We start from the raw sequence: 25,403 nt of genomic DNA on the forward strand, positions 1-25,403 counted from the left end.
GCGAAAAGCCGCCGGCACCTCCCGCAATGCAGGTGAGCTTAAGTCATTTCGGGAGCCTTGAAAATTCCCGGCCGTCTACGCCTTAAGTCAAAGGCTGCACGCAGACTTCGGCCTGATTATTGCGATTTGCAATTGATTAATTGCAGTGAAGATGTAGCTAATGAAAACAACTGCATATCTCTGAAATGGATCGAAGGGAGACGGATCGGATGCTCAATGAGTTCAAGGCCTTTATCGCCCGCGGCAATGTCATGGATCTTGCGGTCGGCGTCATCATCGGTGGCGCCTTCGGCGGCATCGTCAAGTCTTTGGTCGATGACCTTATCATGCCGATCGTCGGCGCCATTTTCGGCGGCTTCGATTTTTCCAATTACTTCCTGCCGCTCTCGTCGGCCGTCAACGCGCCGACGCTTGCCGCGGCCCGCGCGCAGGGCGCCGTCTTTGCCTATGGCAGCTTCCTCACCGTGCTCATCAACTTCCTGATCCTTGCCTGGATCATCTTCCTGATGGTCAAGGGCGTGAACTATCTGCGCATGCAGGTCGAGCGCCAGGAGGAGGCCGCACCGGAAGAGCTGCCCCCGCCGCCGGCGGACGTTCAACTGCTGACGGAGATCCGCGATCTCCTCGCCAGGCGCCCAGCGGTTTGATTGGGGCCCCTGCTTAAGGCCCGCTGCTGTCCGTTCGCGTCGATAGCTGCCCCTCACCCTAACCCGACCGGGGTCGAGACCCGTGGCTCGACCCCGGTCGGTGCCGGCAGGCGGATGAGGGGCAGGCGCCAGAGGGATTTTTTCCGTCGGCCGGCCCGGCCATTCATCACGAAAATCGATGTGCCATCACCGGATATCATGGGATTTGCCGGCATAAATCTTTTATGAAGGCGGAAACCGGAGATATGCATGTCGATCATGAACAGCCTCAGCCCGCGCGCCGTAGCGGCGCCCGAAAGCGGGATCGTCGAAGTCGTCAATTATGCCCGCGGCCGGCAAGGCCTGCTGCCGCTCTGGGTGGGTGAAGGTGATCTGCCGACGCCCGATTTCATCAGCCGGGCGGCGATGGAGGCGCTTGCATCAGGCGAAACCTTCTATACCTGGCAGCGCGGCATTCCCGAGCTTCGCCGGGCGCTGTCGGATTATTATTTCAGGCATTTTTCCGTCCGCCTGCCGGTCGAGCATTTCTATGTCACCGGCTCCGGCATGCAGGCGATCCAGATCTCCGTGCAGGCGCTGACCTCGCCCGGCGACGAATTCGTCTATCTCACCCCGGCCTGGCCGAATATCGCTGCCGCGCTCGAAATCGCCGGCGCGCGCGCCGTCGGCGTCGAACTGCAGTTCGAAGGCGGCAGATGGGGGCTCGATCTCGACCGCCTCGCAGCCGCGATCACGCCAAGGACCCGGGGTCTGTTCATCAATACGCCGTCGAACCCGACCGGCTGGACCGCAACCCAAAAGGATCTCGGCGAAATCCTCGCCCTTGCCCGCAAACATGATCTCTGGATCATGGCGGATGAGATCTACGCGCTCTATCACTTTGCCGGCGGCCGCGCGCCCTCCTTCCTCGACATCGTGGAAGAGGGCGACAAGATCATCTTCGTCAATTCCTTCTCGAAGAACTGGTCGATGACCGGCTGGCGCGTCGGCTGGATCGTCGCTCCGCCCGAGATGGGGCAGGTGCTCGAAAACCTCATCCAATATTCGACATCGGGCGTGGCGCAGTTCATGCAGAAGGGCGCCGTCGCGGCGCTCGATCAAGGCGATGATTTCGTGCGCGCCAACATCGCCAAGGCCGCCCGTTCCCGCGACATCCTCTGCGATGCGCTGATTGCCACCAACCGCGTCGAGACGCTGAAGCCGGACGGCGCACTCTATGCCTTCCTGAAGATCGACGGGGTTACCGACAGCCGCAGGGCCGCCATCGACATCGTCGACAAGACGGGCGTCGGTCTCGCCCCCGGAACCGCTTTCGGCGCCGGCGGCGAGCTGTTCCTGCGCGCCTGTTTCCTGCGCGACCCCGGCCAGATAGCGGTGGCTGCCGAGCGGCTCTGCGATTATATCGTCAAGCTCTGAGAGGGCCGGCGAGAGCGCGCGCCGGACCGATTTTGCGCCGGAACGGCCGGATCGCTAAAACTTGAGCAAAGCCCGAAATCGGCCTCTAACCACGACTCCAAACATAAGCGTTGAAAGGGTCCCGAACGGCCCTGCGATAAGAAAATTGGAAAGAAAAACCGGCGCCTGATGCCCCTGCTTCTAGAAAGCGAAAGCAGGGGTGTGGGACATGGCGGTTTTGGTGACGGGCGGGGCCGGTTATATCGGCAGTCACATGGTTTGGGCGCTCATCGATGCGGGCGAGGATGTGGTCGTGCTCGACCGCCTCTCCACCGGCTTTCGCTGGGCCGTGGCGCCGGCGGCGCGTTTCTACCTCGGCGACATTGCCGATCCCGACATCTTGAAGAAGATCTTCATCGAAAACGACATCGAGGCGATTGTCCATTTCGCCGGCTCCGCCGTCGTCCCGGTCTCGGTCGCCGATCCGCTTTCCTATTACGACAACAACTCAGGCAAGACCCGGGCGCTTCTGTCCGCCGCGATCAAGGCCGGCATCCGCAATTTCGTCTTCTCGTCGACGGCGGCCGTCTACGGTCAGCAGCAGAACGATCTGCCGGTGAAGGAGAATGCCTCCCTCAATCCGGAAAATCCCTACGGCCAGTCGAAGCTGATGACCGAATTCATGCTGCGCGATGCCGCCGCCGCCTATGATTTCAACTATGTCGCGCTCCGCTATTTCAACGTCGCCGGCGCCGACCCCGATCACCGCACCGGCCAGTCGACGGCGGGGGCCACGCATCTGATCAAGGTCGCCTGCGAGGCAGCACTCGGCAAACGCGACAGCGTCCATGTCTACGGCATCGACTATCCGACCCATGACGGCACCGGCGTGCGCGACTACATCCATGTCACCGATCTTGCCGATGCCCATCTGAAAGCGCTGCAGCATCTGCGCAGGGACAAAGGCTCGCTGGTTGCCAATTGCGGTTATGGCAGCGGCTATTCGGTGCTCGACGTCTTGAACATGGTCACCCGCCTGCACGGACGTTCCTTCAAGATCCATATGGCGCCGCGCCGCCCCGGCGATTCGGCAAGCGTCGTCGCCGATGCTTCGCTCGCCCGCCAAGTGCTCGACTGGAAGCCGCGCCACAATTCGCTGGAAACCATCGTGCAGAGCTCGCTCGATTGGGAGCTCTTCCTGTCAAACAGAAATATCGACGACCTGCACAGCATCCACCGGGCGCTTGCCGCCGCATCGTTCTGAACGGTGCGCGGCAGCCGCCTGCTTACAATCCCCGCGCCGGCGGGCCCATGCGCTACGTGAACAAGGAAACACCAAGCATTCTCTGGCTGGCTCCGGCCGACGGATAAGAGAAGATGAAGAACTTTCTGGCCTCATTGCAGCTGCGAAAAGACAATCCGACGCTTCTGATGGCGCAGTTTCGGGCCCTGTCGTCGCAGATCCCCATTCTCTATATCCTGCTGGTCATCAATGCACTTGCGGTGGCGATCACCCATCTCCAATCCGCGCCCCTGTGGCTGTCGCTCTATATTCCGGTGGCCTTGAGCGTCGTCTGTGTCTTCCGTCTCTGCTGGTGGGAGATCAGAGGCAAGGAAAACATCACCGCCGAGCGGGCCTATAGGCTGATGAAGGTGACCATCTCGGGCGCCGGCATCCTGACCGTCGCCTTCGGCGGCTGGTCCGTTGCGCTGTACCAATATGGCGACGCTTCGCAGCAGGGCCAGATTGCCTATTTCCTCGTTGTCACAGGCATTTCCTGCATCTTCTGCCTGATGCACCTGCCGATGGCGGCGGCGATGACCACGGTCATCACCTTCTCGGCCATGATCGCGACCTTCATGTTCTCCGGCAATCCGGTATTCGTCGCCACCGCCGTCAGCGGCCTTTTCCTGATCCTGCCCTTCCTCAGGGTGATCAACAGCTATTTCCAGAATTTCGTCGGCCTGGTGCAACTGACCGAGGAGCTGAAGCACAAGCAGGAGGAAGCCGAGGAACTGAACCTCGTCAACAGCCGCAACGCGCTGCAAGACCAGCTGACCGGCCTTGCCAATCGCCGCAGCTTCTTCCTCTCACTGGAAGAACGGCTGCAGAAAAATCCGTCGACCCCGCCCGTCATCGGCATCATCGATCTCGACGGCTTCAAGCCGGTCAACGACGTCTTCGGTCATGCCGCCGGCGATCTCGTGCTCAAGGAGACGGCGCGGCGCTTCATGGTGCTGGTCGGCGAGGAGGGCATCGTCTCGCGTCTCGGCGGCGATGAATTCGGCATCATCTTTCCCTGCTCGATGACGCGCCAGGCGATCGCCGATCTCGGCCAGGCGCTTTGCGCCACTGTCCGCAACCCTTACGAAATCCCCGACGGCTCGGTCCGCGTTTTCGGCTCCTGCGGCATCGTCTATCCCGAAGCCGGCAGTTACACCGCCGAAGATCTTTACGAGAAGGCGGATTTCGCCCTCTATCAGGTCAAGAGCAAGCGCAGCAGCGGCGTCGAATTCTTCTCGGCCGATCATGAGAAGATCCTGACCCAGCGCCACCTGATCGAACTGGAACTGCAGGCAAATGACTTCGCCAGCGAAATGAAGCTCGATTATCAGCCGATCGTCGAATTGCAGAGCGGCCGCGTCGTCGCCTATGAGGCGCTCGCCCGCTGGGACAGCGCCCGCTTCGGCCGCATCAGTCCCTCAGCCTTCATCCCTGCCGCCGAGCGCACCGCCGTGATCGGCCGCATGACGCGCATTCTCTTTGCCCAAGCGCTCGAAGCGCTGGCGATCATGCCGCGCCATCTGCGGCTGTCCTTCAATCTCTCGGCCCGCGATATCTGCGACCACGAGACCTCGATGGCGCTGCTGGCCATGATCACCCGCTCCGGCCTCGATCCCCGGCGCATCGAATTCGAAATCACCGAGACCGCGCTGCTCTCCGATTTCGACACCGCCGACCGGGTGATCACGATGCTGCGCGCCGCCGGCATCTCGATCGCACTCGACGATTTCGGCACCGGATTTTCGAGCCTCAGCCACATTCATCGCCTCGCCTTCGACAAGCTGAAGATCGACAAGGGCTTCGTGATGAATTTCGACCGTGACGCCCGGTGCATGAACATCACCCGTTCGGTCGCCAACCTCTGCCAGAACCTCGGCATCGCCTCCGTCGCTGAAGGCGTCGAAAGCGAGGCGATCGCCGAGGGGCTGAAGGCGATCGGGGTTCGCCTGGCGCAGGGCTATTATTTCTCGCGGCCGCTGCCGCTGGAACTCGCCATCGACTATGCCGCCCGCTGCGAGGCAAAAGCGGCCGCCCGGGATTCGCTGTCGGCTTGACCCATCGATGCCGGCTGGCCTGAAATGCTCTGGAGCGATCTTGCATCGTCGTCTATGCATGTTCCAACAGCGGAGGTGAACCATGCAGGACAGCGAAGTCATCATCGAGCGGCGAGGCACTGCCGGCATCATCCGGCTCAACCGGCCGCGGGCGCTGAACAGCCTGACGCTGGCGATGATCCGGACGATCACCGAGGCGCTGGATGGCTTTGCCCGCGATGCCGAGGTGGCGACTGTCGTGGCAACAGGGGAGGGCGAACGCGGTTTCTGCGCCGGCGGCGATATCCGCGCCCTGCATGAGAGCGCCCGGGCCGGCGACGGCCTCGCCGGAACCTTCTGGCGGGAAGAATTCCGTCTCAACCATATGATCGCCGTCTACCCCAAACCCTATGTCGCGCTGATGGACGGCATCACCATGGGCGGCGGCGTCGGCCTGTCCTCGCACGGCCGCCACCGTATCGTCACCGAGCGCACGCGTCTTGCCATGCCGGAAACCGGCATCGGCTACGTCCCCGATGTCGGCGCCACCTGGTTGCTGCCGAAGGCACCCGGCGAGGCCGGAACATGGCTCGGCCTGACCGGGCTCGATATCGGCGCAGCGGATGCGATCTACGCCCGCCTTGCCGATTTTCAGATCGCCTCGTCGCGGCTCGGCGAAGTGATCGAGAGCTTATCGGGCCTGCCGCGCGGCAGTTCGTCGGGCGATGTCGACAGCGTCTTGCAGGTATATGCAGAGCCTCCGGGCGAGAGCCGGCTGCGACAGAACGCGACAATGATCGACCACGCTTTCCGTTTCAACAGCGTCGAGGAGATTCTGGCTGCGCTCGACTCGGAGGATGGCGAATTTGCCGCTGAGACGCGCCGTGTGCTGCTGGCGCGCTCGCCGACCAGCCTGAAGCTTGCTTTGCAGCTCTTGAGGGCCGGCCGCCGCAGCGCCTCGCTCGCCGAATGCCTCGGCCGCGAACTCGGCGCCTGCCTGAAGATGCTGGATAATCCCGACTTCTTCGAGGGCATCCGCGCCGCCGTCATCGATAAGGACCGCAATCCGAAATGGTCGCCGGCCTCTGTCGAGGCCGTGAAGGCGGAAACGGTCGAGAAATTCCTGAAACCGGCCGAGCCGCCGCTTTTGCTCTGACGTTGTGCGGCGGGCGAGAGCCCCTGCGTCCTGATGCCAGCCTCTTCAACACCAAGTCTTCGGCGTGACGCGCCGAAACCGTAGGCCGGCCTGTGCTAAAGCTTAGCTTTCCCTCTCCTTTGAACTGATCGACCGCCAACCACGCTTCGGCATAGGGTCCGCGACGTGACCCTATTCGACATCTCTCGATCACGAACAAACAGGAGCGCATCATGTCGCAGGCAGAAGCAAAACCCCGTACGACTGGTCGGCAGGAGCCTGGCAGGCCGAAGCCCGAAGAACTGGTTCCGTCGCGCTACGCGGTGCGGATCGGCGAAATTGAAGTGCTGATCATCAGCGATGGCGTGTTGCCGCTCCCGACGACGATGCTGGGACACAACGCCAACGCCGCTGACCGGGCAGTCTGGCTGGACGATATGTTCCTGCCGCGAGACGCTTTCGACTGGGCGTTGAATGTGGTCCTCGTGCGCAGCGGCGGGCAGACCATCCTCATCGACGCCGGGCTGGGCCTGGATCCGGACTTGAACTTGCCGCGCGCCGGGCAGTTGATCAAGCGACTGGAGGGTGCCGGCATCGATCTGGCATCGGTGACCGATGTGGTGCTCACCCACCTGCACATGGATCACATCGGCGGGCTGCTGGTCGATGGCGTGAAGGACCGGTTGCGTCCTGATCTCAGAATCCACGTGGCGGCTGCGGAGACCAAGTTCTGGGAGGCGCCCGATTTCAGCCACGTATCCATGCCGCCCGGCTTTCCGGATGCGCTTCGGGCTACGGCAAAACGATTCCTCAGCGAGTACGGCAGCCATCTCAACCTGTTCGACGAGCGGTCCGAGGTGGCGCCGGGTGTGGTCGTCCAACGCACCGGCGGCCATACCCCCGGCCATAGCGTGGTCCGTCTGGCATCCGGCGGCGACCGGCTGACATTCGCCGGCGATGCCGTGTTCGCGGTCGGGTTCGAGCACCCCGATTGGTACAATGGTTTCGAACACGATCCCGAGGAGGCCGCTCGCGTTCGCATCGATCTTCTCAGGGAGCTGGCGGCGAACGGCGAACAGCTGGTGGCCACCCACCTGCCGTTCCCGTCGGTCGGCCGGGTGGCGGTCGACGGCGACGTCTTCCGTTGGGTGCCGGTGTTCTGGGACTACTGAGCACCTGCCAGGTTAGAGACGAACCAAAGCGCGCCGCAGGATCGGATTGCCTGCGGCGCTCTTTAGTCTTTGGTTTTATGCATGTCGTTGTCCCCGAACCGCTGCACACTTCCGGGCGACATGCATTATCGCCACATGCCGCGCATGCGGGCGCCGACATCGATACGCACCTGCCGCGCCTGAGCTTGCGCGGCGGCATCCGATTTCACCTGCGGCCAGCTGCAGGCCTCGAAGAATTGCAGCAGGGTCGCCGGAATGAAGCGGCTGCGCGAGGCATAGACATGCCGATCGCCCTGCGCATTCTGCCCGTAGGTGAAGAAGCGCTGCGGCACGACGAGGTCGAGACCGTCGCGGGCGCGCGTCATCGCCACATAGAGCAGCCGGCGTTCTTCCTCGATTTCGGCGGTGGCGCCGACGGCAAGATCACTCGGAATGCAGCCGTCGACGACATTCAGCATGAAGACCCTCGTCCACTCCTGGCCCTTGGCCGAGTGGATGGTCGAGAGGATGAGATAATCCTCGTCGAGCAGCGGCACGCCGGCCTGGTCGCTCGTCGCATCCGGTGGATCGAGGGTGAGCTCGGTGAGGAAACGCTCGCGCGAGGCATAACCGCCGGCAATCTGCTCGAGCTGTAAGAGATCGGCCTGCCGCGTCGCCGCATCCTCATGCAGCCGTTCCAGATGCGGCGCGTACCATTGCCGCGCCAGCTCGATTTCCGCCGGCCAGCCGGCTCTGCCGGATTTCATCTCCTGCAGCATCGAGACGAATGCCGTCCAGTCCTCGCCGGAGCGCGGCGGCGCCGGCATGGCGGCCAGCGCGGCGAGCGGGCTCGCATCCTCGGCCATCAGGTCGAGCGCCTTCTGCGCCGTCGACGGCCCGACGCCCGGCAGGATCTGCATCAGCCGGAACCCGGCCACCCGGTCGCGCGGGTTCTGCGCAAAGCGAAGGGCGGCCAGCATGTCCTTGACATGGGCGCTGTCGAGAAACTTCAGCCCGCCGAACTTGACGAAGGGAATGTTGCGCCGGGTCAGTTCGACCTCCAGCGGCCCGCTGTGATGCGATGCGCGGAACAGCACCGCCTGCTGCTTGAGCTTGAGGCCTTCCTCGCGATTGTCGAGCACCTTGTCGGCGACGTAACGCGCCTGGTCGGCCTCATCGCGCACCGTCACGAGGCGCGGCCGCTCGGAGGATTGCCGCTCGGTCCAGAGGTTTTTGGTGAAGCGCTCCGAGGCGAGATCGATGACGGCGTTGGCGGCTGTCAGGATCGGCTGCGTCGAGCGATAGTTGCGGTCGAGCGTGACGATATTGGCAGGCGGGCTGAAGGCCGCCGGAAAGTCGAGGATGTTGCGCACTGTCGCTGCGCGGAAGGAATAGATCGACTGCGCATCGTCGCCGACGACGGTCAGCCCCTGGCCTTGCGGTTTCAGCGCCATCAGGATCGAGGCCTGCAGCCGGTTGGTGTCCTGATATTCGTCGACCAGCACATGGTCGAAGCGGCTACTTATATCTTCGGCAATCACGCTCTCCCCGACCATCTGCGCCCAGTAGAGCAAGAGGTCGTCGTAATCGAGCACATTCTGGCTCTGCTTGGCCTCGACATAGCAGGCGAAAAGCTCGCGCAGCTGTTTTTCCCACGCCGCGCACCAGGGAAAGGCGTCGCGCAGCACCTGATCGAGCGCGGTTTCCGAATTCACCGCCCTCGAATAGATGGCAAGGCAGGTGCCCTTGGCCGGAAACCGGCTTTCCGTCTTGGAGAAGCCGAGATCGTGCCGGATCAGGTTGATCAGGTCGGCGCTGTCTTCGCGGTCATGGATGGTGAAATCGGCATCGAGGCCGATCTGGTGGGCATAGTCGCGCAACAGCCGCGCGCCGATGCCGTGGAAAGTGCCGGACCAGGCAAGCGCATCGGCCATCACACCGGCATTCGTACCGAGCACATCGCGGCAGATGCGCTCGACGCGGCGCGCCATTTCGGCGGCGGCCCGGCGCGAGAAGGTCATCAACAGGATGCGGCGGGGATCGGCGCCCTTGACGATCAGATGGGCGACCCGGTGCGCCAGCGTATTCGTCTTGCCCGAGCCGGCGCCGGCAATGACCAGCAGCGGCCCGGCAATATGGCTGCCGTCGGTGAGCGTGCCGTGCTCGACGGCCATGCGCTGCTGGGGATTGAGCTTTTCGAGATACATCCAGCCGTCCGGTCGGGCTCCCGCAGAATCACTGCGGAAAGATTAGATGTTCCTTGAATGTTCGCGATTTCAGCCGCTGTCAAGCCTGGACCGGCGCAAGTCTCAATCGGGGAAATCCGGCCCCACCACGCGCCGCACCAGCTTCAGGCTGCGATCCGGCTGAAGAATATACGTCTCTTCCACGCGCTGGCCCGTCCCGTTGTAGAACTGGTGGTGGACGGCGCTGCCGACCGGCGATTTGGTGAGCTTCGTGCGCGGCTGGCCGCCATAGGTAATGCTGCCCGGAATGGGATCCAGCGCCGGGCTATCGGCCGAGGAGCAGCCGGCGAGCAATATTCCGGCAAACAAAACGGGCAGCAGCACTTTCATCGTCGTCATCCTCTTTCGGCTGCATTCAGATATGGAAGCCGCGGCAGCTTCCGCCAAGGGTAGGTCAAGTCTGGCCCGCAGAAATCCTGCGCGAATATCCCGTCGAGATCGGCGGACCGCAACGAAAGCCCTGTTGCGGCGTTAACCCTTACATACCAACCTCAGGAGACGCTTAAGTGATCGGGTTTCCTGTATTCCCCGACCATGACGAACCCGGCCGGCAGGGCCATGGCGAGGCGGCGACACGCGCTTCGGTCGAGAGCGCCCTTCATGCCGCCGGCGATCTCGACGCGCGCGAAATCATCGTCAGCACGCTCGGCGCCGATATCGTCCTCGAAGGTTTCGTGCGCCGGCATGGCGATGTCGAGCGGGCGGCCGAGATCGCCGAAAGCATCGTCGGCCGCGGCCACGTGCATAACCGCCTGTTGCGGCGCTGAGGGAACCAAGTGCGCTGCCGGGTGTTGAAATGCCGGATCTGAAACGCTGGAGACCCTCATGCAAACGCTTCTTCGCCTCTGGGCGTCCACCCTGATCATCGGCATTTTTGCCGGCTCGGCCTATGCCTCGCTCGAAACCGGCGCGAACTATTCCGCGCTTCCGAAGGATCAGATCGCGCTCAACGACTATACCGCCACCGCCACCGTCGCCTGCCAGCCGGCCGAGCCGCATTATCTGCCGTCCTTCATCCGCGCGGCTGACGGCACGATCATCGGTGTCGGTTATGTCGAGGTGGAGAATGCCGGCGACGCGGGCTGCTGACAAACGGGTTGTCCGAACGAGGCTCGCCGGCGTTTCCGGTGACGAGCCTCTGACCATCATCATGATGGCTGCGTGTTTTCTATCGAAACAGCTGTCCTGGGCGCAACGCCCTTTGCGCCAAAACCCGGCATCTGCTCGATCCAGGGTTAAGTGAAAATTAAACAATGTCTCGTTCCGGCACGCTTTGCCGAACAAATCGAAAAACAGCCGGACGTTCCCTGCCCTGTTAATGCAGCAGCTTCAGCTTCGCCTCTTCGGCCGCCGCCAGGAACTCGGCCCTTGCCTCTTCCACGCTCTTGCGCCCGTCGAGTGCTGCCCGACAGGTACTGCGCGCCTTGATATAATGCAGTCCGCGTGCGCTCGGCCAGAGATCCGCCAGACATTTCAGCGCATCGAATGGCCCGTTGACGGTTTTGAGGTCAGCGCCTTCGAAACCGACCTTGACCGGGTCGTGCCATTTTTCAGTTGCCATCGATGCTCCTCCAGGGTTTCGACAGAACCAAGTGTGCTGCGCCCACCTATCTTCAGGCGGGACGCCGCCATGATAGCCATTCTAGCGAGATTTTTGCGGTCAACAATGGTGAATCGTTTGTTGCCGATAAGGCGAAACGCCAGCCTGCGTAAGATGGGTCGCATCGCGCGCAGCTTCAGAGATATTTTGGGTAGTCGCAGATAAGTTGTATGGCGCTTGCGCGCTGCTACCGCTACCATGCCGGGAAAGCTGAGGGCTCGACATGGATTTCGATCGAAAATTGATCCGGGCTGCGTTTCTGTGCGGTGCGCTGGCAATGCCGGCCCTTGCTCACGGTGCAGAGATATCCGCTGAAGACGCTTTGCTGGCGCGTATTTCCGCTGAGCTCGTCCCAAAAATGCAGCGGGAATATCTGCGGGCTACCCTGCGTGGCTACGTTGAAGGCGGAGTGATAGATATCGCCTCCTATGTCATATCAGAGAGCCGTGATCGATGGTATGTCGAGGGCATTTTTGATGGGGTTAATGCGCTGCCCCATGCGCCAGTCCCCGGTGAAGAGGTGGTGGTAACCGGTGAACTGATCGAACGGTGGCAGTTATCCCCGTTCCTGCCTTATTATCTCGAAGCATCCGACATTCCCGATTGTACTGACATGCAGTCCGCTTCGTGCGGATGGCTGCCCCTCACCCTAACCCTCTCCCCGTAAACGGGGCGAGGGGACGTGCCCTACACGAGGCTTGCGGGGGACGGAGAGGTTGCGGCATGGTCCCTTCGCCCCGCGCGCGGGGAGAAGGTGCCGGCAGGCGGATGAGGGGCTGGCCAGGCGGATATGCGAGAAATGATGTCGGAAAAGAAAACTGGTGCTGCCGAGTGGGATTGAACCACCGACCTCACCCTTACCAAGGGTGTGCTCTACCACTGAGCTACGGCAGCAGGACCAGGACCCGGGGGAGCCGGGCGGCTCAATCGCGGGAACGGGGCGGCTATTGCCACAGCTTGACGGCAAGCGCAAGCAACAAATTCCAACTTCGCGTGGATTGCGATGCGGGGGACTTTTGGATCGGCGCGAATTCGGTTAATTCTGTGACATGAACGACAAGACCGAAACCGGCCAGCAGAGCCGCAAACAGGCGATCGAGGCACAGGCGAAACTGCGCCGCGAGCGCGCCGCCGAAAAGCTCAGGGAAAATCTCAGCCGACGCAAACAGCAGGTCCGCGCCCGCCGCTCCGGCCAGGCCGACGAAACAAATGGGCTGCCCGCCGCAAAAATGGACGAATCGTAATGTTCCGTCCGGCACGAATTGAAGCTCCGCCAGAAATCCCCTAAACACCCACTCCTCTTTCACGTCAGAACTTTCAGGAAGTAAGCGCACATGGATCGTATCAGAATCGTCGGCGGTAATGAGCTGAATGGCATCATTCCGATTTCCGGCGCCAAGAATGCCGCACTGCCGCTGATGATCGCCTCGCTGCTGACCAGCGATACGCTGACGCTGGAAAACGTGCCGCATCTGGCCGATGTCGAACTTCTGATGCGCATCCTCGGCAATCATGGCGTCGACGTCGCCGTCAACGGCCGCCGCGAGCGCCAGGAGGATTCCTACGCCCGCACGATCCATTTCACCTGCCGCACCATCGTCGATACCACCGCTTCCTATGAGCTGGTCTCGAAAATGCGCGCCTCCTTCTGGGTCATCGGGCCGCTGCTGGCGCGCGAAGGCCATTGCCGCGTGTCGCTGCCGGGCGGCTGCGCCATCGGCACGCGCCCCGTTGATCTTTTCATCGAAGGCCTGACGGCGCTCGGCGCGACCATGGAGATCGATGCCGGTTACATCAACGCCAAGGCTCCGGATGGCGGCCTGATCGGCGCGCGCTACACCTTCCCGAAGGTTTCCGTCGGCGCCACCCATGTGATGATGATGGCGGCGACGCTTGCCCGCGGCACCACGGTTATCGGCAATGCCGCCCGCGAGCCCGAAGTCGTCGACCTCGCCAACTGCCTGAACGCCATGGGCGCCAAGATCTCCGGCGCCGGCACGGCGACCATCACCATCGAGGGCGTCACCTCGCTCTCCGGCGCCCGTCATCGCGTCCTGCCGGATCGCATCGAGACCGGCACCTATGCCATGGCCGTCGCCATGGCCGGCGGCGACGTCGTGCTCGAAAACACCGATGTGGCATTGCTCGAAACCGCGGTGGAGACGCTGCGCCGCGCCGGCGCCGACATCTCCGCGACCAACAACGGCATGCGCATCAAGCGCAATGGCGCCGGCATCAAGCCGGTCGATATCGTCACCGATCCCTTCCCGGGTTTCCCCACCGATCTGCAGGCGCAGTTCATGGCGCTGATGACCCGTTCCTCCGGCATCTCGCACGTCACCGAAACCATCTTCGAAAACCGCTTCATGCACGTGCAGGAGCTTGCCCGCCTCGGCGCCAGGATCACGCTCTCCGGCCAGACGGCAAAGATCGAAGGTGTCCAGCGCCTGCGCGGTGCGCCTGTCATGGCGACCGATCTGCGTGCTTCCGTTTCGCTCGTCATCGCCGGCCTTGCCGCCGAGGGCGAAACCACGGTCTCCCGCGTCTATCACCTCGATCGCGGTTTCGAGCGGCTCGAGGAGAAGCTGACCCGCTGCGGTGCCGTCGTCCAGCGCATCAGCGAGTAAGCCTCGTTCATCCCGGTTGCGTAATCGGTCGCAGCATCCTATTTCCCTTGTCTGACGCATCGCCATTCCGGCGGTGCCTGCTGGGATAAACTGAATGACCGATTTGAAGCTTGTTGCGCTCGATGATGAGGATCTTGCCATCATCTCCGCGCATATGCAGGACAGCGTCTTCAAGGTCGGTGACATCGACTGGTCGCCGCGTGAGGCGCAATTCGCCCTTGCCGCCAATCGTTTCGTCTGGGAAGGTGCCGGGCGCAAGCGCAGGGGTTTCGAGCGCCGCCGGGCTGCCCTGGTCTTCAAGCGCGTGCTGGCCGTGCGTTCGCTCGGCATCGACCGCGGAAAGCGGGACGAGGTGCTGTCGCTCCTGGCGCTGCGCTTCGAGAAGAAGGGCGAGGGGCCGGACGGCACGGTCGAGCTGACGCTGTCGGGCAATGCCTCGATTGCGCTCGATGTCGAATGCATCGAGATCCAGCTCGCCGATATCGGCGGCGCCTGGGAGGCGGCTTCCAAACCGCGCCATCCCTGACGCCTGTGGTGTCCCTGACGCCTGTGGTGTCCCTGACACCTGTGGTGTCGGACGTTTGAACATTGCGGTTTCGAGTTGAGAAGGAATAGCGGCCTTGGCAATCTGGCTGGATCAGGCATCGGAAGGTTTCGAGCAGCATTTCGCCGCTTTCCTGACGACGAAGCGCGAAGTCTCCGAGGATGTGAACACGGTGGCCCGCGCCATCATCGATGACGTCAGGGCGCGCGGCGATGTGGCGCTTGCCGAATATTCGCTGAAATTCGACGGCATCGATTTCGCCGCCGTGCCGATGCGCGTCACGCCTGAAGAGATCGACGCCGCCATCGAAGCGGTGCCTGCCGAAGTGCTGGGGGCGCTGAAGCTCGCGGCGTTGCGCATCGAGAGCCATCATCGCCGGCAGCTGCCGAAGGACGATATTTACGAGGACGATCTCGGCGTCCGTCTCGGCTCGCGCTGGACGGCGATCGAGGCGGTCGGGCTCTACGTCCCGGGCGGCACCGCGAGTTATCCGAGTTCGGTGCTGATGAATGCCGTGCCGGCCAAGGTTGCCGGCGTCGACCGTATCGTCATCGCCGTTCCCGCCACCGGCGGCGCCGTCAATCCGGCGGTGCTCGCCGCCGCCAGGCTTGCCGGTGTGAGCGAGATCTACCGCGTCGGCGGCGCCCAGGCGATCGCCGCTCTCGCCTATGGCACCGAGACGATCGCCCCGGTCGCCAAGATCACCGGTCCCGGCAACGCCTATGTCGCCGCCGCCAAGCGCCATGTCTTCGGCACCGTCGGCATCGATATGATCGCCGGCCCCTCCGAGGTGCTGGTGATTGCCGACAAGGACAATAATCCCGATTGGATCGCCGCCGATCTTTTGGCGCAGGCCGAGCACGATGCCAGCGCCCAGGCGATCCTGATCACCGACGATGCCGCATTCGGCAAGGCGGTGGAGCAGGCGGTCGAGCGCCAGCTGAAGACGCTGAACCGCGCGGAAACGGCGGCCGCCAGCTGGCGCGATTTCGGCGCGGTCATCCTCGTTGGCGATCTGAAACAGGCCATTCCACTCGCCAACCGCATCGCCGCCGAACATCTGGAGCTTGCCGTCGCCGATCCGGACCGGCTGCTCGACGGCATCCGCAATGCCGGCGCGATCTTTATCGGCGCCCTTACGCCCGAAGTGATCGGCGATTATGTCGGCGGTTCGAACCATGTGCTGCCGACGGCCCGTTCTGCGCGCTTCTCCTCCGGTCTTTCGGTGCTCGATTTCGTCAAGCGCACCTCGATCCTGCGCCTTGGGCCGGGTGAGCTGCGCACGCTTGGCCCGGCGGCGATCGCGCTTGCGGTCTCCGAAGGTCTCGATGCCCATGCGCGATCGGTCGCGATCCGCCTCAACCTCGAAAGGTGAGGGCATGGCGGCGGGCGATTTCCGGCTTTGCGACGTCGTCCTGGACGATACGATCGGCCGTTCGACGCCCGATGTCGAGCATGAGCGCGCCGTCGCCATCTTCGACCTGATCGAGGAGAACAGCTTTGCGCCGATCGGTCATGCCGGCGGGCCCTATCGGCTGAACATCTCGCTGGCCGATTCGAAGCTGGTCTTCGCCATCACCACCGAAGACGGCGGCAATGTTGCCACCCATATTCTGTCGCTCACGCCCTTCCGGCGGATCGTCAAGGATTACTTCATGATCTGCGAGAGCTATTACGAAGCGATCCGTTCGGCGACGCCAAGCCGCATCGAGGCGATCGATATGGGCCGGCGCGGCATCCACAATGAGGGGTCGCAGACGCTGAAGGACAGGCTGACCGGCAAGATCGAGATCGATTTCGACACCGCCCGGCGGCTGTTCACGCTGGTCTGCGTGCTCTACTGGCGCGGGTGACGGAGATGGAGCTCGCCGCCGACGTCGGGGAGGGAAAGAGGCCGGGCGCCATCCTCTTCATGTGCGGGCTGAACGCCATCCGCTCGCCGATGGCTGAGATCATCGCCCGTAGCATTCTGCCGTCCAATACCTATATAAGGTCGGCCGGCGTTCGCGCCGGCGAACGCGATCCCTTCGTCGATGTCGTGCTCGAGGAGATCGGGCTTTCCCTCGGGCGCCGCCAGCCGCAGACGCTGGAAGAGCTCGAGGATGATTACTTCGATCTGATCATCACGCTGTCGCCGCAGGCCCATCACGCCGCCCTCGAGCTGACGCGCTCGAATGCAATCGACGTCGTCTACTGGCCGACCATGGACCCGACGGTTGTCACCGGCACGCGCGAGCAGATTCTCGAGAGCTATCGCGAGGTCCGCAATCACCTCACCGGCCTCATCGAAAGCCGGCTGCTGAAAAGAAATGGCATTGCCGCGCAATCGGCGTGAAAACAAATGACGGAAAGCCCAATCAACAAGGTTCACAAACCCGCCTTGATTGTGTAGTTTCCGCCCAAATTTTAAGGCGCGCGCTGCGCTGCCTCTTCAACCCACAGGAAGAAAACCACTATATGCCGAAAGAAGAAGTCCTCGAATTCCCGGGAATCGTCACCGAACTTCTGCCGAACGCGACCTTTCGCGTGAAGCTCGAAAACGAACACGAGATCATCGCCCATACCGCCGGGCGCATGCGCAAGAACCGCATCCGCGTTCTCGCCGGCGACAAGGTGCTTGTGGAAATGACGCCCTACGATCTGACCAAGGGCCGCATCACCTACCGTTTCAAGTAAGCTTGCCCAAGGTCCTGCAAGGGTCCTTCTCCCGTCTGCCGATGGTCGAGGTTCCATGGCGCTGAAATACAAGCTCATTCTCGCTTCGGGTTCGCCTCGTCGCGTCGACCTGCTCAACCAGGCAGGCATCGAGCCTTCGCGCCTGATGCCGATGGATATCGACGAGACGCCGAAGAAGTCGGAGCATCCGCGTTCGCTCGCCCGAAGGCTTTCGGCCGAAAAGGCGGAAGCCGCGCTTGCCGCGATCAAGGGCGATATCACCTGGAAGGGCAGTTATATCCTTTCCGCCGATACGGTGGTCGCCGTCGGCCGGCGCATTCTCGGCAAGGCCGAGTTTGCCGACGAAGCGCTGAGTTCGCTGCATCTTTTGTCCGGACGCAACCATCTCGTCTATACCGGCGTTTGCCTGGTGACGCCGGATCGCAAGATCCGCCAGAAGATCGTCGAGACCAAGGTGCGCTTCAAGCGGCTGTCCGGCTTCGAGATTGAAAACTATCTGGCCTCCGGCCAGTGGCGCGGCAAGGCGGGCGCCTACGGCATCCAGGGCCTGGCCGGCACCTTCGTGCAGAAGATGGTCGGCTCCTACACCAATGTCGTCGGCCTGCCGCTTTATGAAACCATTGTGCTTCTGACCGGCGAAGGCTTCGATGTGCATAGCCGGTGGCCCGAGGCCTGAGCCCGCGGCCGACGCCATAGGACGGACCGATCATGCCTGAAGACAGGAAAGCCGCCGCCAAGGTCGAACCGCTGCGCAAGACGCGCCCTTGCCCCGAATGCGGCAAGCCGTCGAATCGCGAACATTATCCCTTCTGCTCCAACCGCTGCCGCGAGGTCGATCTCTCCCGCTGGCTGACCGGCTCCTATGCCATTCCGGTTGCCGAGGACGAGACGAAGGCCGATTATCCCGACGAGGAAAACTAAAGCATGTCGCCCGGCTAAAGCGCCTCGCATGAATCAAATTTGATGCGACGCGCTTTAGCGAAATCCATCGCCGAAGCTCTTATTTTTCCTCATGAATCGGCAAATTCGGCGAGACCGTCAAAAAAGAGTCATTTGACGCTTGCCATGAGCGAACAAGATGCTATAACCCCGCTCGCTTCCGGGGCGAACCAAGGCCCCGCGGTTCTTTTCGCGAAGAACTCTTGAGAAGCAGGTTAGCCCAGGTAGCTCAGTTGGTAGAGCAGCGGATTGAAAATCCGCGTGTCACTGGTTCGATTCCGGTCCTGGGCACCACTTATTTCCTGTAAACCAGTCCCATTGATGCAGTCTTATAGCAGCACGGCCTATTGATTGGACTGGGCGCCAATCGGCTCGGCGCCAGGACAGCCTCAGTCCAGCGTATGCAAAGCGGCCTTTCGGCAAGTCACTCGCACGTGCTCCAGATCCCGGATATCAAGCTTGTCCCATGGCACCGCTTTTTTTCTGCCGGATGCCCCTATCGCGGTCAAAACCGCGCGACCAATGGCAAGCGCGGACAGCCTTTCAAAGAGGCTGTAGGGGCCGAGGTGATATTCCACGACGTAAAGATCCGCGCCGCGTGCTTCCGCCCTGATCTCTTCCACACGGCCCACAGCCTCGCCGTCAAGGTCGTAAACCTGTCTGCCCAGCAGGAGTTCGAGCCGAATCTCGGTCATGATTGCCCTCCCGGGATCCAGCTGATCACGTGGCGCCTCAGCCAATCCTGACACCGCTCCAATGGCGTCTCGCGACGATCCACGGCCACTTCGATGTCGATCCCAACGTCTCTCACTTTTGCCCAGGGCACGCGGAAGACTTCGGCCCTATCATCGGTGCCGGCCGCTCGGTACAGCCAAAGCACAAAGCGATGCGGCCAGCGGCCCAGACGGCGCGACAGAGTCAGGCTTCCCATTTCGATGAAAGCGACTCTGGGAGGGTCGCCGTCGGAAAGGCTCAGGACGACGCCGTCTGCCTTGCCGATACGATTTTGCTCCTGGTCGACCATTTGCTTGTCGAGGACGTCGCGGATCAAAAGCATATCATCCTCCAAAGATTTGCAGCGGAAGGGTTATGAGAGCGACGATGAACGACAGGCCGATAATGGCCAGCACGGCGGTATTGCTGATCCATCCATTCCGATGCTCTCCAACAAAGTTGCGATCGTTCATCAAAAACAGAAATGGAACGACGCCGAAGGGCAAGGCCAGCGCCGTGATCGCCATTGAAAAAATCGTCAGCTGGAGGGGGTCGACGCCGATCGCGATCGGCAGGACGGCGATGGCGATGAAGCCTGTGTAGACAAGCGCAAAGGCCGGATTGGTCCCGGGCTTGGCATCTTCCGACCAATTCCAGCCGAAACCCTGGGCAGCCAGATAGGCCTGGCCAAGGCTTGCTTCGAGCGCAGCACCGAAGCAGGTGATTCCGAGCGAAGCCGCGAAAAGGTAAAAGCCCCATTCGCCGAACGCCGGGGTCAATATCGGCGCAATCTGGTCATATCCCTGGATCTCTGTGATGCCGCGTGGCGGAAAGACGAGTGCCGCCACGATCAGGATTGCCGCTGCAATGACGGCGCCAAAGCTCATTCCCAACATTGCGATTACGCGATTGGCGCCGAAGAAGCTCTTATCCCATTTTTCCTCGATCGCGCCTGACGAGTAAAACAAGAACAGAAACGGAGCGATGACGGCTCCGAGAATGCTGACGGCAATGAAACCATAGTGCAGCGGCTCTTTGTGCGGCAGCGTTGGCACCAAGCCTTTTGCCACCTCCAGCCAAGGCGGGCCCATGACAAACACACCCACCACGAAGCACAGCGCCACCAAGCCCATGATGGCGACGCCATCTTCGATCATGCCGAACGTGCCCTTCCAGAGCAGGAGCCACACGATGAAGGCGACCGGCAAGGCCCACCACTGAAAACCGACGCCGCTGACGAATTGCAATGCCAGAGTTATGCCGCCGATCTCTGACGCAAGGACGAGCAGATTGACGATCGAAATGATCAACAAAGTGACCAGGAAGTAATTCGCTTCAAAGCGTTCCCTCAACCCATCCGCGACCGTGTGATGGCTGGCGATCGCAAATCGCCCCGCCATTTCAATCAGGAAGATGAGACAGATTGTGCCGATGACGATGGGCCAAAGCAGGCTGAATCCGTAGGCTGCGCCGGCCTGGCTCGAGGTTGCAATCTGACCGGTTTCGATAAAACCCCCGACGCTGGTGACGATCCCCAGCGAAATCTGAAGCAGCTTCTTCATCCGGCTGCACCAGAGGTCGCACGCTGCTCCGCCTCGTGGCGGCGGAGCTCGACGAGATGCTGTTGGCCCTGTTCAAAGCGGCCGTGATGGATCTCGTCGTGTGCTGCGGCGATCAATCCATTGAATCTGGCGGCAGCCGCTCGCGCTTGATCATATCTCGGTGTTTGCGGCAGCTGCGATGAAAGATCCGAAATTTCCTTTTGGCACCGCTCCACGGCAAGATCGGTGAAACCTGCTGGAACACGTGCGCCAAGGCGGGCATCGAGGATCATCTCGGCGCTGGCGCTCCACGAGAGGATTTCCTGCATTCGCTTCCGGGACTGCTCGTCTTCGTTCGAACAGGAAACGAGCGACAGCAGAAGAAGCGCACACAAGGCCGGTTTGGAGAAGGGCGGATTTCGTTCGACCGTTTGTCGTGAATGAATCGGAAAGCAATCCTGCCCCCAAATCTTGTCGACTGGCCGCGCTTGCGTACGAGGCGTAAAGGAGGTGCGCGGCGATGAACATTCGGTCAAGATGCGCTCCCTACGAAGAATGCGCTGTTATGACGACTCGCTCACCCCATCAACCGGTGACCGACCAACTTGTTCCATCCACCTGACGCCGCTTCGGAAATGGGCCGCGGGCGTGCCCCCATGTTCGAGGTCAGTGCCGCCCTTTCGTTGTCTTCGCCAGCATCTCGCTCAGCGTTGCCGCCGAGAGCATGGACTCGGCCAAAAGCTTCCTGAGCTTCTGGTTCTCTTCCTCCAGGGCTCTCACCCTCTTTGCATGCACACCGGCATTCCCGGACTGCAGGGATTGCCACCGATAGAAGGTCGGCTCGCTGATACCGTGCTTGAGGCAAACATCCGCCACCGTCACGCCGGCCTGGTGTTCCTTCAGGATGCCCGTAATCTGGTCGTCGTCATATTTTCGCTTGCCCATCACCGCTTCAGTCCTCACGAAATGCTCTGTTGAAACTGTCGAGAAGTGGCCTGACGGCATAGAAGGCCACGCTGCTTTCGCCCGTTTCGATCAGTGTCTGGGCGGGCATGCCGGCGACCAGTTCGACATCACTCATTTTCGCCAGCCGCTCGTCCGTTACGCGGATGGTCGCGGCAAAATAGGGTTGGCCGGTCTGCGTATCAATGAGACGGTCGGCCGATACATATTCGACCCGACCTTTGAGCAGCGGAACGCGGCGCTGATTGTAGGGCAGGAGATGCACCTGGGCCTCCAGCCCCGCACGGACGAGATTGATGTCCTCCGGTCTGACGTGGACAGACACGATCAGCCGATCGGAGCGTGGCAGAAGATCGACAAGCGGTTCGCCCGCGCCGATCACCCCACCCGATGTATGGACGCGCAGGTTCATGATCGTGCCATCCTCGGGAGCGCGGATATCGGTTCTCGAAAGCTGGTCGTCGATGGCACGCAGGCGCTCGCGCAGCTGCATGATCCGGCCTTCCGTATCGCGCATGCCCTGGGCGATTTCGCTCAGCCGGTCGCTCTCGAGTTTTGCCAGATCGGCCTGTGCCCCGCTGATCACCTGGTAAGCGCGAGAGATCTGCGCCGCGACTTCGCCCTGCTGGCCATCAAGATCTGCTTTTTCCCGCTGCAGGTTGAGAAGTCTGTTCTTTCTTTCCAGCCCCTTGGCGCTCAGGGCGGTAACCTGATCCAGTTCCTGGCTCGAGATTGCGGCTCGGTCGGCCAGCGCCGTCTTCTGCGCGCCAAGTCCGACGATTTCCTGCCGCACCTGTGCAATTCTCTCATTGGTGATCCGAATTTCCGCCTGCATGACTTGGCGACGGGCTTCGAAGATTTTCTGCTGTCCGGTCAGAATCGCGCTGGCGGAAGGATATCTGTCCATCGCGGCCCTGAGATCCTCGGGATAGGTGACCTGGTCTGCGCCCGCCTGCTCCGCGAGCAGGCGGGCGCGGTTTCCTTCGGCGTCCCAAAGCTGCCCGAGGATGCTGTCGCGCTCCGAGCGGGACTTTGTGTCGTCGAGTTCGATCACGATCTGCCCTGATATGACAGCATCGCCGTTTTTGACGAGGATCCGTCGCACGATGCCGCCTTCCAGATGCTGAATGGTCTTGCGGCTGGACTCCGGTTCGATGACGCCCGTTGCAACCGCCGCACTTTTCAGCGGCGCCAGAACCGACCAGATTCCCAAGCCGACGATGAACACCAGGATCAACAGGTTCCCCATCCAGACAACGCCCCTAAGCCCCGGCATGGGCGAAGGGGCGGCGGGGCCGCGCTGTTTCTGTTTGATCACCGGCGCATAGGCCGCCTCTTGCCTGGCTGTCGCTGTCGATCTTCGAGCGAAGCGCTGGTCCGTCCTTGGCGAATTTGAAAGTCTCGCCGGCGTGGCGTCCAGTGAAACAAGGGTCATGGCGGCGTCCCTCCCTATGTTCCTGCTCGAGACGGCGGTTGAAGATAGGTTTCATAAATCCGTTCGCTGTCGCCGAAGGCCACCACCGTGCCGTTACGCATGATGGCGATCTTGTTGGTGACGGGCAGGATTCCCATCCGGTGGGTTATGATAACGACGGTCATCCGCCGGGCTTTCATGCGCTCGATGGCCGCAAACAGCATCCGTTCGCCGTCATAATCGAGGCTCGAGTTCGGATCGTCGAGAACGATCAGAGACGGATTTCCATAGGCCGCCCGGGCCAGCCCCAGCTGTTGGCGCTGAGCTCTGAGGAGCAGGCTGCCGTTTTCACCGATGTCGGTCTCGTAGCCCTGGGGCAGCCGCATGATCGCGTCGTGCAATCCGACCAGCTTTGCGGCTTCGATCGCCTTGCCGGGATCTTCCCCGTCCAGCCGGCCGATCACATCCTTGATGGCGCCGCCGAAGAGCTCGATGTCCTGCGGCAGGTATCCGACGTGGCGAGTCCCGCCGCACAGGCGCAGAGCCGAAATATCGACCCCGCCGAGAAGGGCGCATCCGCTCGTTGCCGGCACCACGCCTGCCATGACACGACCGAGGGTCGATTTTCCCGATCCCGACGGACCGATCAGCGCTATGCAATCACCCGGCGCGAGGCGCAATGTGATGTCAGTCAATATCGGCCGATCGGCGAATGGCATGACATAGCTGACATTTTCGAGAACCAGCCCATTGGGCTCCGGAAACGGCACAATCCGGCCATCCTGTTCCGATGCGACTGTTATCAGCATCCTGTTCAAGCGATTGAAGGCATTCCTGGCAAAGGTAAAGGAGCGCCATGCACCGATTGCGCCCTCGATCGGGGCAAGCCCGCGCCCGAGCAGCAGGCTCGCAACGAAGATGATTCCGGGGCTGCCGCTGTTGGCGAGCACCAGCCAGGTCGCCGATCCCATCATCATGATCTGCGCGAGCGTGCGGATCGATTTGGAGAAGCCAAGAATGATCTCCGTGCGATGCATCGCGATGTCCTGCGCCCTTCTTGCCATTTCGGCATCGCGATAGACGATCATCGCCGCGCCATCCTGCATGCCCATTGCCCGGATCACCTCGATGTTCTTGAGGGCGGTCGCAAATCGGAAATAGCTCCTCGAAAGGGCGGCATTGGCATGGGCAAGCGGCTCGCGCGTCGCCAGTTCCGTCAGGGACGCAAACAGCAGAAGTGCAACTGCGCTCAACAGACCGATGGTCCCAAGCAGCGGATGAACAAGAAAGAGCAGGAGCAGGAATACCGGCGCCCAGGGAACGTCGAAAAACAGCGAGCTCGCCGGTGAATCGAGAAACTGGCGCAGCGCGGCCAGGTCCCTGTAGCACTCGGTGGCGGTTCCCGCGTCGACGCGGGCGGCATATTCGAACGATGCGGTCAGCACCATCGGCCGCAGCCTGTGATCCACCCAGCTGCCGACGCGCGAAAGCGCTGCCCGGCGCACGATATCCAGCATGGACCCGACCAGCACGGCGATGGCGATGATCAGCGTCAGCATCACGAGCGTATCGACGCTGCGGCTCGACAGGACCCTGTCATAGATCTGCAGGAGATAGATGGACGGCGCCAGAAGAAAGAGATTGTAGCCGCAGCTGTAGAGGAAGACCAGGCCGAAGGCTCCGGCACAAGCGCGCAGCGCAAGTACCAGATGTGTCTGCGGGCGCGCTGGTTTTATCAAAGTCGTTGTCATTATCAGATCTCGCTGCATTTGATACTGACACGAAGGAGGCTGCGGATTGGTTCAGTAGCGGCTGAGGGGCGCCGGCCGAAACCGGCGGCCCTCGGGACCTGCGTTCATGAGCCGAGATGGCTGAGGTCGATATCGCCAAAGGCGTTTATGAAGTGATCGAGAGAATTGTGCACCGTCGTCGTTTCGGGATCGGTGTGAACCAGAGCCGACGCTATGTCGCCGCCACGGGCCATGTTTCCGTTGCCGCCGTTGCCGCCGACGCCTGCGAGGATGTTGGCATGCTGATCGGCCATCAGCTGCGTGTGTTGCGTCGCGGTCGTCGCCGCAGCCACGGAAGCGGTGTCGCCGCCGATCTCGTTTCCTTGGTTGCCGTTGGAATGAGTATCTCCACCGGCCCCGCCGGCGCCGCTGTTCGAGATCTTCGCCAGGAAGCCGTTCTGGGCCTCGGTAAAGCCACCGGGTCCGCCATTGCCGGCATCCCAGTCCGCTTTCTGCCAGACGTGATCGCCATTGTGCAGATCGGTAGTTGCCCCGGAGACGGTTTGCACGGGGTCTACATAGGCAACCGGATTGTAGTTGATGTTTCCACCGTTGTGGCCATCACCGCCGTTGCCGGCATTCGCGTCGCCGGCATCCGGATTGTTGAGATGAATCGTGTCGGATATTTGTGGAATAGGCATTGATATCGCTCCTTCTACTTGGTTTCGTCCGCGTTCCTTTTACGGTGTCCCCTTACGGCGTT

The 25,403-nt window shown here is 61.8% G+C and carries 29 protein-coding genes and 2 tRNA genes; 19 read left to right on the plus strand and 12 right to left on the minus strand.

Annotation, left to right across the window (positions count from 1 at the left end; genetic code table 11):
• Window positions 1-209: 209 nt before the first annotated feature.
• The 6 genes from mscL to AMC88_RS03035 all read left to right on the plus strand — a co-directional run bounded on the left by mscL (window position 210) and on the right by AMC88_RS03035 (window position 7,667).
• Window positions 210-647 (plus strand): large conductance mechanosensitive channel protein MscL, encoded by a 438-nt coding sequence (gene mscL, locus AMC88_RS03010; RefSeq protein WP_004675952.1) that lies wholly within the window; start codon window positions 210-212, stop codon window positions 645-647.
• Window positions 648-896: 249 nt separating this feature from the next.
• Window positions 897-2,063, plus strand: a complete 1,167-nt coding sequence (locus AMC88_RS03015) for a pyridoxal phosphate-dependent aminotransferase (RefSeq protein WP_012482601.1) — start codon at window positions 897-899, stop codon at window positions 2,061-2,063.
• 208 nt (window positions 2,064-2,271) lie between these two features.
• Window positions 2,272-3,306: a UDP-glucose 4-epimerase GalE gene (gene galE / locus AMC88_RS03020; protein WP_012482602.1), complete on the plus strand. Its 1,035-nt coding sequence runs from the start codon at window positions 2,272-2,274 to the stop codon at window positions 3,304-3,306.
• Between the two features lie 113 nt (window positions 3,307-3,419).
• Window positions 3,420-5,381 carry a putative bifunctional diguanylate cyclase/phosphodiesterase gene (locus AMC88_RS03025; RefSeq protein ID WP_012482603.1) on the plus strand — a complete coding sequence of 654 codons (1,962 nt, stop codon included), beginning with the start codon at window positions 3,420-3,422 and terminating at the stop codon, window positions 5,379-5,381.
• An 82-nt stretch (window positions 5,382-5,463) separates the two neighbouring features.
• Window positions 5,464-6,516 carry an enoyl-CoA hydratase/isomerase family protein gene (locus AMC88_RS03030; RefSeq protein WP_012482604.1) on the plus strand — a complete coding sequence of 351 codons (1,053 nt, stop codon included), beginning with the start codon at window positions 5,464-5,466 and terminating at the stop codon, window positions 6,514-6,516.
• Between the two features lie 212 nt (window positions 6,517-6,728).
• Window positions 6,729-7,667: an MBL fold metallo-hydrolase gene (locus AMC88_RS03035; protein ID WP_012482605.1), complete on the plus strand. Its 939-nt coding sequence runs from the start codon at window positions 6,729-6,731 to the stop codon at window positions 7,665-7,667.
• Window positions 7,668-7,792: 125 nt separating this feature from the next.
• Here AMC88_RS03035 and AMC88_RS03040 read toward each other — a convergent pair whose 3' ends face one another.
• Both AMC88_RS03040 and AMC88_RS03045 read right to left on the minus strand, forming a co-directional pair.
• Window positions 7,793-9,853, minus strand: a complete 2,061-nt coding sequence (locus tag AMC88_RS03040) for an ATP-dependent helicase (protein WP_064824798.1) — start codon at window positions 9,851-9,853, stop codon at window positions 7,793-7,795.
• 102 nt (window positions 9,854-9,955) lie between these two features.
• Complete coding sequence (locus AMC88_RS03045) at window positions 9,956-10,222, minus strand: hypothetical protein (protein ID WP_012482607.1); 267 nt, start codon at window positions 10,220-10,222, stop codon at window positions 9,956-9,958.
• Window positions 10,223-10,398: 176 nt separating this feature from the next.
• On the opposite strand from AMC88_RS03045, the gene AMC88_RS03050 reads away from it, so the two are divergent.
• Together AMC88_RS03050 and AMC88_RS03055 are read left to right on the plus strand one after the other, a co-directional pair.
• Complete coding sequence (locus tag AMC88_RS03050; RefSeq protein WP_012482608.1) at window positions 10,399-10,659, plus strand: BON domain-containing protein; 261 nt, start codon at window positions 10,399-10,401, stop codon at window positions 10,657-10,659.
• A 58-nt stretch (window positions 10,660-10,717) separates the two neighbouring features.
• Window positions 10,718-10,981, plus strand: a complete 264-nt coding sequence (locus AMC88_RS03055; protein ID WP_010023976.1) for a hypothetical protein — start codon at window positions 10,718-10,720, stop codon at window positions 10,979-10,981.
• A gap of 226 nt (window positions 10,982-11,207) precedes the next feature.
• Here AMC88_RS03055 and AMC88_RS03060 read toward each other — a convergent pair whose 3' ends face one another.
• Window positions 11,208-11,453, minus strand: coding sequence for a DUF982 domain-containing protein (locus AMC88_RS03060; protein ID WP_004673498.1), 246 nt, complete (start codon window positions 11,451-11,453; stop codon window positions 11,208-11,210).
• Window positions 11,454-11,715: 262 nt separating this feature from the next.
• Between AMC88_RS03060 and AMC88_RS03065 the strand changes: the two genes are divergently transcribed.
• A complete protein-coding gene (locus AMC88_RS03065) occupies window positions 11,716-12,159 on the plus strand; it encodes a hypothetical protein (RefSeq protein ID WP_012482610.1) in 444 nt (147 codons plus the stop codon).
• Between the two features lie 152 nt (window positions 12,160-12,311).
• Here the strand turns inward: AMC88_RS03065 and AMC88_RS03070 are convergent.
• Window positions 12,312-12,386, minus strand: a tRNA-Thr gene (locus tag AMC88_RS03070).
• 155 nt (window positions 12,387-12,541) lie between these two features.
• Here AMC88_RS03070 and AMC88_RS03075 point away from each other — a divergent pair.
• From AMC88_RS03075 to AMC88_RS03120, 10 genes are all read left to right on the plus strand, one after another.
• On the plus strand, window positions 12,542-12,736 hold the full coding sequence (locus AMC88_RS03075) for a hypothetical protein (RefSeq protein ID WP_012482611.1): 195 nt from the start codon (window positions 12,542-12,544) through the stop codon (window positions 12,734-12,736).
• 90 nt (window positions 12,737-12,826) lie between these two features.
• Window positions 12,827-14,119, plus strand: coding sequence for a UDP-N-acetylglucosamine 1-carboxyvinyltransferase (murA, locus tag AMC88_RS03080; protein ID WP_012482612.1), 1,293 nt, complete (start codon window positions 12,827-12,829; stop codon window positions 14,117-14,119).
• A 94-nt stretch (window positions 14,120-14,213) separates the two neighbouring features.
• The gene (locus AMC88_RS03085) at window positions 14,214-14,645 is read left to right on the plus strand and encodes a DUF2948 family protein (RefSeq protein WP_012482613.1); all 432 of its coding nucleotides are present in this window, start codon (window positions 14,214-14,216) and stop codon (window positions 14,643-14,645) included.
• A 94-nt stretch (window positions 14,646-14,739) separates the two neighbouring features.
• Window positions 14,740-16,038 carry a histidinol dehydrogenase gene (hisD, locus tag AMC88_RS03090; RefSeq protein ID WP_064824799.1) on the plus strand — a complete coding sequence of 433 codons (1,299 nt, stop codon included), beginning with the start codon at window positions 14,740-14,742 and terminating at the stop codon, window positions 16,036-16,038.
• A gap of 4 nt (window positions 16,039-16,042) precedes the next feature.
• Window positions 16,043-16,516, plus strand: a complete 474-nt coding sequence (locus AMC88_RS03095; protein ID WP_012482615.1) for a UPF0262 family protein — start codon at window positions 16,043-16,045, stop codon at window positions 16,514-16,516.
• Window positions 16,517-16,521: 5 nt separating this feature from the next.
• The gene (locus AMC88_RS03100; protein ID WP_029531641.1) at window positions 16,522-16,998 is read left to right on the plus strand and encodes an arsenate-mycothiol transferase ArsC; all 477 of its coding nucleotides are present in this window, start codon (window positions 16,522-16,524) and stop codon (window positions 16,996-16,998) included.
• A gap of 122 nt (window positions 16,999-17,120) precedes the next feature.
• On the plus strand, window positions 17,121-17,339 hold the full coding sequence (gene infA / locus AMC88_RS03105; RefSeq protein ID WP_003545338.1) for a translation initiation factor IF-1: 219 nt from the start codon (window positions 17,121-17,123) through the stop codon (window positions 17,337-17,339).
• A gap of 55 nt (window positions 17,340-17,394) precedes the next feature.
• Entirely contained in the window at window positions 17,395-18,015 is a 621-nt protein-coding gene (locus tag AMC88_RS03110) for a Maf-like protein (protein WP_012482617.1), read from the plus strand.
• Window positions 18,016-18,047: 32 nt separating this feature from the next.
• Entirely contained in the window at window positions 18,048-18,260 is a 213-nt protein-coding gene (gene yacG, locus AMC88_RS03115) for a DNA gyrase inhibitor YacG (RefSeq protein ID WP_012482618.1), read from the plus strand.
• A gap of 236 nt (window positions 18,261-18,496) precedes the next feature.
• Window positions 18,497-18,572, plus strand: a tRNA-Phe gene (locus AMC88_RS03120).
• Between the two features lie 95 nt (window positions 18,573-18,667).
• Here AMC88_RS03120 and AMC88_RS03125 read toward each other — a convergent pair.
• The 8 genes from AMC88_RS03125 to AMC88_RS03160 all read right to left on the minus strand — a co-directional run bounded on the left by AMC88_RS03125 (window position 18,668) and on the right by AMC88_RS03160 (window position 25,341).
• On the minus strand, window positions 18,668-18,973 hold the full coding sequence (locus AMC88_RS03125) for a PRC-barrel domain-containing protein (protein ID WP_012482619.1): 306 nt from the start codon (window positions 18,971-18,973) through the stop codon (window positions 18,668-18,670).
• Window positions 18,970-19,335, minus strand: coding sequence for a hypothetical protein (locus AMC88_RS03130; RefSeq protein WP_012482620.1), 366 nt, complete (start codon window positions 19,333-19,335; stop codon window positions 18,970-18,972). The genes AMC88_RS03125 and AMC88_RS03130 overlap by 4 nt, the downstream gene beginning before the upstream one ends.
• Window position 19,336: 1 nt before the next feature.
• Window positions 19,337-20,554, minus strand: coding sequence for an Nramp family divalent metal transporter (locus tag AMC88_RS03135; protein ID WP_064829856.1), 1,218 nt, complete (start codon window positions 20,552-20,554; stop codon window positions 19,337-19,339).
• Window positions 20,551-21,069 (minus strand): hypothetical protein, encoded by a 519-nt coding sequence (locus AMC88_RS03140; protein WP_064824801.1) that lies wholly within the window; start codon window positions 21,067-21,069, stop codon window positions 20,551-20,553. Before AMC88_RS03140 ends, AMC88_RS03135 begins: the two co-directional genes overlap by 4 nt.
• 130 nt (window positions 21,070-21,199) lie before the next feature.
• Window positions 21,200-21,478, minus strand: a complete 279-nt coding sequence (locus AMC88_RS03145) for a transposase (RefSeq protein ID WP_041683533.1) — start codon at window positions 21,476-21,478, stop codon at window positions 21,200-21,202.
• Window positions 21,479-21,485: 7 nt separating this feature from the next.
• Window positions 21,486-22,931: an HlyD family type I secretion periplasmic adaptor subunit gene (locus AMC88_RS03150; protein ID WP_012482622.1), complete on the minus strand. Its 1,446-nt coding sequence runs from the start codon at window positions 22,929-22,931 to the stop codon at window positions 21,486-21,488.
• Between the two features lie 14 nt (window positions 22,932-22,945).
• Window positions 22,946-24,661 (minus strand): type I secretion system permease/ATPase, encoded by a 1,716-nt coding sequence (locus AMC88_RS03155; RefSeq protein ID WP_064824802.1) that lies wholly within the window; start codon window positions 24,659-24,661, stop codon window positions 22,946-22,948.
• 104 nt (window positions 24,662-24,765) lie between these two features.
• The gene (locus AMC88_RS03160; RefSeq protein WP_064824803.1) at window positions 24,766-25,341 is read right to left on the minus strand and encodes a hypothetical protein; all 576 of its coding nucleotides are present in this window, start codon (window positions 25,339-25,341) and stop codon (window positions 24,766-24,768) included.
• Window positions 25,342-25,403: the final 62 nt, after the last annotated feature.

The sequence above is a fragment of the Rhizobium phaseoli genome (assembly GCF_001664385.1).
Lineage (GTDB): Bacteria > Pseudomonadota > Alphaproteobacteria > Rhizobiales > Rhizobiaceae > Rhizobium > Rhizobium phaseoli.